Here is an 11,223-nt window from a genome sequence, read left to right on the forward strand (position 1 = left end):
CCCGCCCTCAACCAAGGCACAACGCAACCACGGACAAACGGCCATAGCACCAGACAACAACGGGGCGCAACATGACACAAGCACCCCCACCCCTCAACCCCTTGCCCCGCCCAGCCGGCGAGCGAGAAGCCCTCGAACGCGCCTGGCAACCCCCGTCCGGCTGGCGCCTCCTCTCCGCCGTCAACAACACCCAGGTCGGCCTCTTCTACATCGGCACAGCACTGCTCTTCTTCGTCCTGGCCGGCTTGCTGGGACTGATCATGCGCGCCCAACTGGCCGTGCCCCAGGCCGACCTGGTATCGGCCGCCACCTACAACCAGATCTTCACCATGCACGGCACGGTGATGATGTTCCTCTTCGCCGTGCCCGTGGTCGAAGCCATGGCCGTGTACCTGCTGCCCGGCATGCTGGGCACGCGCGACATGCCGTTCCCGCGCCTGTCGGCCTATGGCTTCTGGGCCTATGCCATCGGCGGCATCGTGTTCTTTGGCACCATCTTCTTCGGGGCTTCGCCCGACGGCGGCTGGTTCATGTACCCGCCGCTCACGGGCAAGGAGCATTCGCCCGGGGTGGGGGCCGACTGGTGGCTGCTGGGCATCGGCTTCATCGAGATCTCGGCGATTGCCGGGGCCATCGAGATCATCATCGGCATCCTCTTCACGCGCGCGCCGGGCATGACGCTCGCGCGCATGCCCATCTATGCCTGGGCCATGCTGGTCACGGCGCTGATGATCGTGTTCGCGTTTCCGGCCATCATCGCCGGCACGCTGCTGCTGGAGATGGAGCGCGCGTTCGACTGGCCCTTCTTCATCCCCGCGCGCGGGGGCGATCCGGTGCTGTGGCAGCACCTGTTCTGGTTCTTCGGTCACCCCGAGGTGTACATCATCTTTTTGCCCGCCGCAGGCATGGTGTCGATGATGGTGCCCGCGCTGGCGCGCACGCCCATCGTGGGCTACCGCTGGGTGGTGGCCGCGCTGCTGGGCGTGGGGCTGCTCAGCTTTGCGCTGTGGGTACACCACATGTTCACGGCCGGGCTGGGCTCGTTCACCATGCACCTGGTGTCGGCCGCGAGCTTCGCGGTGGCCGTGCCCAGCGCGGTGCAGGTGTTCTCGTGGATCGCCACCTTCTGGCGCGGGCGTGTCGAGGCGAACGCACCCACGCTGTTCCTGGTGGGTTTTCATGCCATCTTCGTGCTGGGCGGGCTCACGGGCATCATGGTGGCGGTGCTGCCGTTCGACTGGCAGGTGCACGACACGTACTTCATCGTGGCGCACCTGCACTATGTGCTGATCGGGGGCATGGTGTTCCCGGTGTTCGCGGGGCTGTACTACTGGCTGCCGCTGGTCGTCCAGGGACACCGCATGTCCGAGCGGCTGGGGCGCTGGGTGTTCGGGCTCATGTTCGGGGGCTTCAACCTGGCGTTCTTTCCCATGCACATCGCCGGGCTCATGGGCATGCCGCGCCGGGTGTACACCTACGACGCGGGTTTGGGCTGGGAGTGGCCCAACCTGCTGTCCAGCATCGGGGCCTTCGTCTTCGCGCTCGGGGTGGTGCTGTGCTTTGGCGACCTGGTACGCGCCTTCCTGCGCGGCAAAGGGCCGCCCGCCAACCCCTGGAACGCGCCCACGCTGGAATGGGCCTCGGGCGGTGAGTACGGGCTGCGCAGCATCCCGCCCGTCAGCTCGCGCGAGCCGCTGTGGCAGCACCCGGGCCTGCGCGATGCGGCGGAACAGGGCGCCTACTGGCTGCCGCGCACCGTCTTCGGCGGGCGTGAGTCGCTGGTCACCAGCGCTGTGGATGCCACGCCGCGCCAGCTGTTGCTGCTACCGGGAGACGGCTGGTCGCCCTTCATCGCGGCGGCGGGCACGGCGGGGTTCTTCCTGCTGCTCACCGTCGCCATGGTGGTGCCGGCCGTGCTCAGCGGGGTGATCGCGCTGGTGGCCATGGTGGTCTGGCTCTGGCAGTCCGACCGGCCCGTGCCTGCGACCACGGCCGAGGTGGTGGCCGGCATCTTCCTGCCCACGCGCCTGGTGGGCCGGCACTCGCACTCGTGGTGGGCGGTGGTGGTGCTGCTGTGCGTCGATGCCAGCGTGTTCGCATCGGCCACCTTTGCACACCTGCATGTCTCCATGTCGGCCGATGTCTGCCCGCCACCGGGCGCGGCCTTGCCGCAGGTGGCGTGGCCGGCGTCGTCGGCGGCGCTGTGGCTGCTGGGCTCGGGGCTGCTGTGGGCGGCCCAGCGGTCCTTCGCCCAGGCTTCGTCCGGGCAGGGCTGGCTGCGGGTGGCCACGGTGCTGGCCACGGCCTGTGCCTGTGGGGCCATGGCGCTGGATTTCATGGGCCACCTGCAGGCCGGCCTGAACCCGCGTGCCGATGCCTGGAGCGCCACCGTCGCCGCATTGCTGGGCTGGCAGGCGATGCACGTGGGCATCCTGCTCATCATGGGCGCCTACCTGCTGGCCCGCTCGCTGGCCGGGCACCTGCAGCAAGGCGCCCGCGCCACGCTCGACAACACGGTGCTGTTCTGGCACTACGTCACGGTGCAGGGCATCGTGGGGGCCCTGGTAGTGCAGGTGCTTCCATCGCTGATGTGACCGGTGCCACAGTCGGATGGCCGCCCCGCCGGAATCCCACGCACGCACGGGGTGCTGTCTGGCAGTCTCCCTGGGGGCAGGTGTCCATGCTGGTTGCATGACTGCATCCCGAACTGTCACTGCCGATACTGCGGCCACCGTGTCCACTGCGTCCGCCAGCCCCGACACCCTCGGCGAGATCCTCGACGAATTCGACGGCCTGGCGCAGACCCACGGGCGTGTGACGGTGGCCGACATGGTCGACGCCATGGGCCCGCGCAGCTACGGACCGTTTCTGCTCGTGCCGGCGCTGATCGAGATATCGCCCCTGGGCGGTGTGCCGGGTATGGCCACGGCCCTGGCTGCCGTCGTGGTGCTGTTCGCCGCGCAGATGCTCAGCGGCCGCAAGCGCCTGTGGATGCCCGGGTGGGTGGCGCGGCGCGGGGTGGCCGCGGCCAGGATGAAGCGGCTGGTGGCGGGCGCGCGCCCCATGGCCACACGCATGGACCGCTGGTTCCATGGCCGGCTGCGCTGGCTGACCTCGGGCCTGGGGATTCGCCTGGCGGCATTGGCCTGCATCGCGCTGGCTTGCATGGTGCCGCCGCTGGAGATGATTCCGTTCGCCGCCTCGGCGCCCATGGGGGCTATCGCACTCATTGGCCTGGCCCTGTTGGTGCGTGATGGCGCGCTGATGGTGGTGGCCTCATTGCTGGCCTGCGGCGCGGCAGGGCTGCTGATCACGCACCTGCTATGAAAGCTGCCGCTGAGCGCCCCTTTGCTCAGGCGGCCTGCCCAGTGCCAGAAACTCCCGCCGACTGCCCACGCCCAGCTTGGCGAAAATGCGCTCCTTGTAGGTGACGATGGTTGCTGGCGACAGGTCCATCGTGCGGCCATTTCCTTGGCGGTGCATCCGTCCATCAGCAACTCTGCAGTGGACCGCTCGCGCGGGGACAGGGTGCCAAGCGCGTGATCTACTACGTGGGCCCGGCCGGCCCGACCACCGCCACGGGGCATGGACGGCTTCACCGAGTTGATGCTGCTGGGCTTTGCCGACCTGGGGATGGAAGCCATCTACGAATTCGACGTGGTGGACATGCCGGTGACGGTGGCGGTGGAGGCGGGGGGCACCAGTGCGCACATCACCGGGCCGGCGGAGTGGCAAAAGTGCATTGCGGCGGGTGAACGAAAGACAATCACGCTGGAGAGCGTCTGAGAACGTTCCAGGCCCAAAAAAGGAGATGACGATGTTCGATGAAGGAGAGCTGGCTGCTGCCCGCCCCGCAGGCATGGAGCCCGAGGAGTGGCGCCTGCGCGTGCAACTGGCGGCGTGTTACCGCGTTTTCCACGCCCGGGGGTGGAGCGAGGAGATCTTCAACCACATCACGCTGAGTGTGCCTTCGCATGCAGGCCACTACCTCATCAACCCGTTCGGGCTGCACTACGGCGAGGTGACGGCGAACAACCTGCTCAAGATCGACCTGCAAGGCAACCCGGTGGGGGCTGCGGACTACCCGGTGAACCGTGCCGGCTTCGTGATCCACAGCGCGATCCACGCGGCGCGCGAGGACGCGCATTGCATCATGCACACCCACCATACGGCGGGCGTGGCGGTGTCGTGCAAGGAGGAAGGCCTGAAGTTCAACAACTTCTATGCGGCGTTCCTGAGCGGCAACGTGTCCTACCACGCCTTCGAGGGCATCACCGTACACCCGGGCGAGCAGGACCGCCTGGTGCAGAGCCTGGGCGCCAGCAGCTGCCTCATTCTGCGCAACCATGGTCTGCTGGTGACGGGCCGGAGCCTGCCCGAGGCCTTCTACTTCAACTACGTGCTGCAGCGCGCCTGCGAGGTGCAGGTGCTGGCCGACTCCATGGCCGGTGCCAACACCCCCATTCCAGCCCAGGCGCTGGAGGTATCGGCGCGTGACGTGGGGCTGACCGACCCGGACAACGATCTGTATGCCAAGCTGTTCTGGGCGGCTGTGCGCCGGGCAGGGCTGGGTCTTCATGACCTGGTGAAGCCACGGATGGGTATTTTCTAGGCTGGGTGACCCCGGTTTTCACTTACCATCGCCGGGCCGTGGCATCCACCGGGCAGGGGATTGCCGCCACCGTTTCGCACGCATTGATTGCACAACAAGCACAGGAGACAAACCATGAGCCTTTCCCCCGCAACCTCCCGCCGCGACATCCTGCAACTGGCCCTGGCCGGCGCCGCAGGCACGCTGCCCTTCATGGCCCAGGCCCAGGCGCTCGACACCGTGAAGATCCTCGCCGGCTTTGCCGCCGGCGGCACGGTGGACACCCTGGCGCGGCGCGTGGCGACCCAGATCACCGGCGGCTATGCCAAGTCGGCCGTGGTGGAAAACAAGACGGGTGCTGGCGGGCAGATCGCCATCACCACGCTCAAGGCGGCCCCGGCGGACGGCGCCACGCTGCTGGCCACGCCCATGTCCATGCTGGGCATCTACCCCCACACCTACAAGAAGCTGCCCTACGACCCGGTGGCTGATGTGACCCCCGTCTCCCTGGGCGTGGTGTTCGACATGGGTTTTGCCGTGGGCCCGCAGGTGCCCGCCTCGGTGAAGACCGTGCCCGAGTTTCTGGAGTGGTGCAAGGCCAACCCCACGGGCGCCAACTTCGGCTCGCCCGCACCGGGCTCGGTGCCGCACTTCGTGGGCGAGCTGATCAGCCGCGCCGGCAAGGTCGACATGCGCCACGTGGGCTTTCGCGGATCGCAGCCGGCCATCCTGGACCTGCTGGGTGGGCAGATCGCGGCGGTCTCGGCCCCGGTGGGTGAGTTCTTGCCGCACCTCTCAGGCGGCAAGATCCGCGTGCTGGCCACCTCGGGCGCCACGCGCAACAAGTTCATGCCAGGCGTCAGCACGCTGATCGAGCAGGGCTTCAAGGACATGGCCTACAACGAATGGTTCGGCTTTTTCCTGCCGGGCAAGGCGCCGGCCGACGTGGTGCAAAAGGCCAACGCCGCCATCCGCACCGCGCTGGCCGACAAGGACGTGGTGGCCGGCCTGGCTGCGATGGGGCTGGAGGCGCGTTCGTCCACTCCCGCCGAGCTGGCCGCGCTGCTCAAGGCCGACGGCGAGCGCTGGGGGCCTATCGTCAAGGCCATCGGCTTCACTGCGGAATCCTGAGAGGCCCCCCGCGATCGGGGCCTGCCTGTGCCCCAATCGGTCAGTTTTTCCCTGGCGGTGCAGGGGCCAGTTGCAGCACGGCCAGCGCGCTGGTCAGCTCAGCCCGCCTGCGGGCTGCCTCTTCCTGGCGGATGGGCGCGTTGGCGCGCTCGTGTTCTCCGCGCGCGTTGTTGCGCCGGCTCTTCATCTCGGTGTCGAGCGCGATGCGCTCGGTGAGAAAGCGCCCATAGCCCGCCTGGCCCGCATACAGTTGCGAGAGCAGGACGGTGAAGCGCGCGTTCTCTTCCTCCACGAGGTCGGCGTAGGCGGGCGGGGCATTCTTCAGCCGGAACTCCGCCCCGGCGTTCACGCACTCCCGCCGCAGGCCCGCCCAGGACTGGATGGCCTTCTTCTCCTCGGCGCTGGGGACAGCCGTGCTGGTCAGCAGGTCTGGTGTCGCTGTTTGTGCATTGGCAGCGCTTCCAATCCGGGGCCTGAGCGCTGCCAGCGCGCTGTGCTTGTCCATCCCGGCAAAGCAAATGGCGCTGGGGTCGTCTGCGGCGCTGCGCTGTACCGGGGGTACTGCTTGGCATCCGGCGAGGAGAACGCAGACGGTTGCGATGTGAAGCATCTTCATTTTTTTGCCTTTCGTTCAAACGGTGCGCCGCTCACCTTGGGCACGCGGCGTGCGGTTCGTTTCACTCTAACCAGATTGGACACACACGGGAGCGAGGGGCCGGGCGGACGCGCTGTCCTCCTACACAAGTCCCTGTTGAAGCCCCGCTCGTCGCAATGGATGGCGCAGGGCGTTGGTCGCCTCCTACAGGGGCTCGCGCGGGCCGCAGGTCCAATCTCTGGTGCCATCCATCAACCGGAGAGACCCGTGGACTCGATCAACAACAACCAGGCAGAAGAGACGCACAAGCACCTCGCAGGCGGCGATGCTGCCAGGCGCATCCAGGACATGGCGCAGGACGCTGGCTCCTGCTTCTTTTGCACCAATGCCCCCGATGGCGAAACCCAGGGCACGCGGCCCATGAGCATCGAGAAGGCGGACGAGGCCGGGCACCTGTGGTTCCTCAGCGCGTCCGACAGCCACAAGAACCGCGAGATCGAAGCCGACCCGCAGGTGCGCATCTTTCTGCAAGGCGCCAGGCACTCAGGCTTTCTGGTGCTGGAAGGCACCGCCACCATCCACCGCGACAAGGCCTTGATCGGCGAACTGTGGAACCCGGTCATGAAGACCTGGTTCACCGAGGGCAAGGACGACCCACGCATCACGGTGATCCAGGTCGTGCCCGCATCCGGCTACTACTGGGACAACAAGCACGGGGGCCTGGTGGCGGCCACCAAGATGGTGATCGGCGCTGCCATCGGCAAGACGCTGGACGACTCCATCGAGGGGCAGCTTCGCCCATGATGCGCCTGGCTGCTTCTTGGTGACGACGGCCATGCAGGATTTGCGGCGTCTGGGCGAGGCGTTCATCCGCATGCCGGTGTTGGGGGTTCTGATCCTGGCGGTACGCAACTATGTGCTGCACCAGAGCGCCAACCAGGCCGGCAGCCTGGCGTTCTCTTCCGTGCTGGCCATGTTCCCGCTGTTGATCCTGCTGTCTGCCGCTGCCGGGTATTTCGGCCAGCCGGGAGACGCGGCGGCGCTGGCCGAGCGGGTGATGGGTTACGCACCCCAGGTGGTGCGCGAGGCCATGCAGCCGGTGATCCAGCAGGTGCTGGCACAGCGCAACCAGGCGCTGCTGACCGTCGGCCTGATCGTCACGCTGTGGACGGGCTCGTCCGGCATGCAGGCCGTGCGCTCGGCGCTGAACCGCTCGTACGGCATCACGCGCGGCCTGCCGTTCTGGAAGGCGCGCATCAAGGTCACGCTGTTCACGGTGATCGTGGGCTTTGGCGTGCTGGTGACCTTCAGCTCCGTCATCATCATGCCGCGCATCTGGCAGTTCGTGGTATCCAGTGTGGAGGGGGCGAACGAGGTGGTCTGGCTGTACGACAGCGTGCGCTATGGTGCGGCCTGCATCACCCTCACGATGCTCTACGCGCTGCTGTACGGCTGGTTGCCCGACATTCCCCAACGCATCGGCACAGTGCTGCCGGGCGCCCTGGTGGGCGCCGTGCTGTGGGCGCTGGCCGCCGCCACGCTGTCGTACTCGCTGCGCAGCGCCGGCAAGCTCGCCCTGGTCTATGGCAGCTTCGCGGGCGTGGTGGCGACCCTGGTGTTCCTGTACATCAGCGCCACCACGCTGATCTTTGGAGCCGAAGTCAATGCAGTGCTGCGCGAGAAGCACCAGGCGCCATTGCCCACTGCAGCAGCCTCTGAAGCTGCCCAAGGCCCGGCAAGCTGAGGATCCGCGGATCCAGTAGCCCAGGCGCAAAAAAAGCGGCCGAAGCCGCTTGTTCTGTGCAGCGCACATTCAAGCCTTGTCGATGGCCTTCTTCACTGCTTCCTTGGCGTCACCCACCTTGGCCTGGGTCTTGCCCACGGCCTGGTCGGCCAAGCCTTCGCCCTGCAGCTTTTCGCTGCCCACGAGCTTGCCTGCGGCTTCCTTGACTTGGCCCTTCAGATCGGTGGCGTGGCCGGCAACTTGGTCTTTGTTCATGGTTCGCTTTCTGTCGTTGGTTGGCACCGCGAAAAGTGCGGTAAGGCAAGGATGAACCTTGCGGCCATGCGCCGCTGTAAGAATGCAACCCATCCAGGTGTCGGCGAAGCCGGTGCGGGGGGCAAAGGGCATTTCGAAGGACTGGGCACCAGTGTCAGTGTTCGCGTGCAAAACAGAAATTGGTGCTTGGTACGTACTGCCCTAAGATATTTGACTGCTGCAATTTTTTGCTTTCGCAACGGCATTTTTACCCGAAGAACAGTTTTCTGAACGTGTCACTGCATGCGCACCTTTGCCAAACAGCCGTCGGCCAACGAGGCTGTCGGGAAGTTGCGTTTTACTCGCTTCCCATTTTTATAAGTCATGACCACTCCTTCCATTGCTGAACTTCTTGGATCTTCCATGACAGGTCCAGCCGGGCCGCAACTGATCACGCGCGCCATCCTGACGCTGTATGGCAATGTAGGGAGCAACCTGGATACGAGGGACTGGACGGTCATCATGCAGAGCAGCAATCCCCTGGAGGCTGCGGAGAGGGCGCTTGTGCGCCAGTACCTGGACAAGGACTACCTGCTGCGCAACCTGCAGCTGTACAGCGCGCGCGGGGCCCGGCCCGAGCAGGCGGAGTACACCTACCGGCAGCTGGCCGAGCGCATGGGCTTCACGTACGACGCCAACTGGTCCGTCGGTACGCCGTACGAGTACCTGCGGCTGAAGTCCACGGCAGAACTGGCGGGGATTCTCGAACCCATCCTCGATCGCACCATCACGACCACCGCGGGCGGTACATTCAGCGGGCTGGTCGGGGCCACGGACGTGTTCAAGTCCACCATTCCAGCCCTCAACGGGACGACCATCACCGGCGATGCCTCGGACAACGATGTCCTGACCCTGACCACCGCCGGCACGGTCACCATCAACAACGGCAGCACCGGCGGCACCATCAGTGGCATCAAGGTACTGAATCTGGCCGATGGCACCAACACCATCACCTACAACACCTCAGCGGGCTTCACCACCATCAATGGCGGGTCGGGCGACGACACCTTCATACCCAACACGGCCTTGTTCCCCATCACGGTCAAGGGCGGCAGCGGCACCGATACCATCGTTCTGACGGCAGCCTATGCCGCCACCGCCTCCGGGAGCGGCGCCTTTGCCAGCAGGGTCACGGATTTTGAGAAACTGAGCCTGACCGGTGCGACCAACCAGACCATCGATCTGCAGACCTTGGGCAATTACAGCGATGTGACATTCTCAGGCGCGAACGGTCTCACACTGAGCAATCTGCCAAGCAACGGCAAGATCACGCTGACGGGCGCCGGCACCGCGTTCACCATTTCCAATGCGGCGTTTGTCGGCGGGGTCAATGACGTCATCAACCTCACGCTCACCGACGGCAGCACCTCCGGCGTAGCGTTCGCCACCACGGGGATCACGGCCAGCGGTGTCGAGACCGTGAATATCAGCGTCAGAGACACCCAGGCCACACCCACTGGTGTTTTCAACAACAACATGACCTGGCTGGGCAACTCGGTCAAAACCTTCAACGTCAGCGGCAACGCCGGATTGACCCTGTCGTCGGCCAGCACCTCACTGACCACGGTGGATGCCAGCGGCATCACCCTGGGCGGCTTCACCTGGACCGGCAGCGCCCTGACCGGCACGGCCACCGTCAAGGGCAGCGCCACGGGCACCAACACGGTCAACATGAACTCCGCGACGGCGGGCGTCAACTACACCGGCGGCTCCGGCAACGACAACGTCACCATCAATGCCACCGTCTCCAGCACGGCAGCACTGGGCAATGGCAACAACGCCATGGCCTTGAACGGCGTTACCATCCTGGGCACCTACACTGCGGGCACGGGCACCGACAGCCTGGCGTTCTTTTCCTCCGTGCCGGACCTGAGCAATGCCACCATCACCGGCTTCGAGAACCTGACGGTGACCAACAATGCCAACATCACCGCCACGATTGCGCAGCTGTCGCAGTTTACCGGCACCGTCAATGCGGCAGGCACCGAAACCTTGAACCTGACCACCGCCGGCACCTTCAACGCCTTCAGCACGATTGAAAAGTACAACCTGGCCAACGGCACCAACAACTTCACGTCGGCCAATGTCGCCGTGAGCGTGATTGGTGGCACCGGTTCGGATACCTTCAATTTCACGACCAACCAGATCATCAACTTCCTGACGACGGTGGATGGCGGCAACGGCACCGACACCCTGAACATCGGCGCCACCACCACCCAGAACATCGACCTGAGCACCAAGGTCGCCAGTATCGAGATCATCAACATCGCAGGCAGCATCGGTACGGCGAGTGTCATCAACCTCAACGGTGCGGGTGTCACCCTCAACTACACCAAGAGCACCGGTGACAACACGATCACCCTCGGGACTGGTGGGCAGACCTTGAACCTCCTGGGCTCCAGCTCTGCCGCCACAACGGTCACGGGTGGAGCTGCGGTCGATGTGATCAATCTGCAATCTTCGGGCTCCGGTTCGGAGACGTTGATAGCCACAGGCGCCAACATGTCGAACCGGACGCAGGTCGACGTCGTGGGCAACTTCAATGCCACTGGGACGGACTATTTCAAGACCGGCGTGAATGCCTCGATCATGGGCTCCTTCATCATCGGCAACGCCGACACCGGCAACTACCAGGCCACCATCTCAGCCGGCCTGGCTGCCGTCTTCAACAACACCGGCCAGGCCTACCTCATCACCATCCAGACCGGTACGGCCGCTGGCACCTACCTGGTGCAGAATACGGGCTCGGACACCAGCCAGTTCGACAGCACCGATTTCTTCGTTCAGCTGACAGGAACTGTCGGTACCATCACTGTCGGCAACCTCATTGCATAAGGCGCTCATTCCCGAGGCCGCCCGAAATCCGCT

At 65.5% G+C, this 11,223-nt stretch carries 9 protein-coding genes and 1 pseudogene; 8 read left to right on the forward strand and 2 right to left on the reverse strand.

Features of this window, described 5'->3' with window-relative positions; all coding sequences use genetic code 11:
* Nucleotides 1-71 precede the first annotated feature (71 nt).
* The 5 genes and pseudogenes from ASE28_RS27970 to ASE28_RS27990 all read left to right on the forward strand — a co-directional run bounded on the left by ASE28_RS27970 (nucleotide 72) and on the right by ASE28_RS27990 (nucleotide 5,722).
* On the forward strand, nucleotides 72-2,594 hold the full coding sequence (locus ASE28_RS27970; protein ID WP_057269379.1) for a cbb3-type cytochrome c oxidase subunit I: 2,523 nt from the start codon (nucleotides 72-74) through the stop codon (nucleotides 2,592-2,594).
* Nucleotides 2,595-2,691: 97 nt separating this feature from the next.
* On the forward strand, nucleotides 2,692-3,327 hold the full coding sequence (locus tag ASE28_RS27975) for an exopolysaccharide biosynthesis protein (protein WP_057269380.1): 636 nt from the start codon (nucleotides 2,692-2,694) through the stop codon (nucleotides 3,325-3,327).
* A gap of 134 nt (nucleotides 3,328-3,461) precedes the next feature.
* A pseudogene (locus tag ASE28_RS27980) lies at nucleotides 3,462-3,786 on the forward strand (fumarate hydratase C-terminal domain-containing protein); the annotation flags it as partial.
* Between the two features lie 25 nt (nucleotides 3,787-3,811).
* Nucleotides 3,812-4,612 carry a class II aldolase/adducin family protein gene (locus ASE28_RS27985; RefSeq protein ID WP_057269382.1) on the forward strand — a complete coding sequence of 267 codons (801 nt, stop codon included), beginning with the start codon at nucleotides 3,812-3,814 and terminating at the stop codon, nucleotides 4,610-4,612.
* Nucleotides 4,613-4,726: 114 nt separating this feature from the next.
* Nucleotides 4,727-5,722, forward strand: coding sequence for a Bug family tripartite tricarboxylate transporter substrate binding protein (locus ASE28_RS27990; protein ID WP_057269383.1), 996 nt, complete (start codon nucleotides 4,727-4,729; stop codon nucleotides 5,720-5,722).
* Nucleotides 5,723-5,762: 40 nt separating this feature from the next.
* On the opposite strand, the gene ASE28_RS27995 is transcribed toward ASE28_RS27990, so the two are convergent.
* The gene (locus ASE28_RS27995) at nucleotides 5,763-6,227 is read right to left on the reverse strand and encodes a hypothetical protein (RefSeq protein WP_057269384.1); all 465 of its coding nucleotides are present in this window, start codon (nucleotides 6,225-6,227) and stop codon (nucleotides 5,763-5,765) included.
* A 357-nt stretch (nucleotides 6,228-6,584) separates the two neighbouring features.
* On the opposite strand from ASE28_RS27995, the gene ASE28_RS28000 reads away from it, so the two are divergent.
* Nucleotides 6,585-7,121: a pyridoxamine 5'-phosphate oxidase family protein gene (locus tag ASE28_RS28000; RefSeq protein ID WP_057269385.1), complete on the forward strand. Its 537-nt coding sequence runs from the start codon at nucleotides 6,585-6,587 to the stop codon at nucleotides 7,119-7,121.
* A gap of 31 nt (nucleotides 7,122-7,152) precedes the next feature.
* Nucleotides 7,153-8,061, forward strand: a complete 909-nt coding sequence (locus tag ASE28_RS28005) for a YihY/virulence factor BrkB family protein (protein WP_057269386.1) — start codon at nucleotides 7,153-7,155, stop codon at nucleotides 8,059-8,061.
* 69 nt (nucleotides 8,062-8,130) lie between these two features.
* On the opposite strand, the gene ASE28_RS28010 is transcribed toward ASE28_RS28005, so the two are convergent.
* The gene (locus tag ASE28_RS28010; RefSeq protein ID WP_057202964.1) at nucleotides 8,131-8,316 is read right to left on the reverse strand and encodes a CsbD family protein; all 186 of its coding nucleotides are present in this window, start codon (nucleotides 8,314-8,316) and stop codon (nucleotides 8,131-8,133) included.
* 402 nt (nucleotides 8,317-8,718) lie between these two features.
* Between ASE28_RS28010 and ASE28_RS28015 the strand changes: the two genes are divergently transcribed.
* Nucleotides 8,719-11,190: a hypothetical protein gene (locus tag ASE28_RS28015; protein WP_057269387.1), complete on the forward strand. Its 2,472-nt coding sequence runs from the start codon at nucleotides 8,719-8,721 to the stop codon at nucleotides 11,188-11,190.
* The last annotated feature ends 33 nt before the right edge of the window (nucleotides 11,191-11,223 follow it).

The organism is Acidovorax sp. Root219 (genome assembly GCF_001428665.1).
In the GTDB taxonomy this organism is placed as follows: domain Bacteria; phylum Pseudomonadota; class Gammaproteobacteria; order Burkholderiales; family Burkholderiaceae_C; genus Acidovorax.

Excerpts from the sequence above, each read along its gene's own strand:
- ASE28_RS28015 (WP_057269387.1), top strand. The coding sequence starts at position 8,719 with ATGACAGGTCCAGCCGGGCCGCAACTGATCACGCGCGCCATCCTGACG.
- ASE28_RS28010 (WP_057202964.1), bottom strand. The coding sequence starts at position 8,316 with ATGAACAAAGACCAAGTTGCCGGCCACGCCACCGATCTGAAGGGCCAA.
- ASE28_RS27985 (WP_057269382.1), top strand. The coding sequence starts at position 3,812 with ATGACGATGTTCGATGAAGGAGAGCTGGCTGCTGCCCGCCCCGCAGGC.
- ASE28_RS27975 (WP_057269380.1), top strand. The coding sequence starts at position 2,692 with ATGACTGCATCCCGAACTGTCACTGCCGATACTGCGGCCACCGTGTCC.
- ASE28_RS27995 (WP_057269384.1), bottom strand. The coding sequence starts at position 6,227 with ATGGACAAGCACAGCGCGCTGGCAGCGCTCAGGCCCCGGATTGGAAGC.
- ASE28_RS27970 (WP_057269379.1), top strand. The coding sequence starts at position 72 with ATGACACAAGCACCCCCACCCCTCAACCCCTTGCCCCGCCCAGCCGGC.
- ASE28_RS28005 (WP_057269386.1), top strand. The coding sequence starts at position 7,153 with ATGCAGGATTTGCGGCGTCTGGGCGAGGCGTTCATCCGCATGCCGGTG.
- ASE28_RS27990 (WP_057269383.1), top strand. The coding sequence starts at position 4,727 with ATGAGCCTTTCCCCCGCAACCTCCCGCCGCGACATCCTGCAACTGGCC.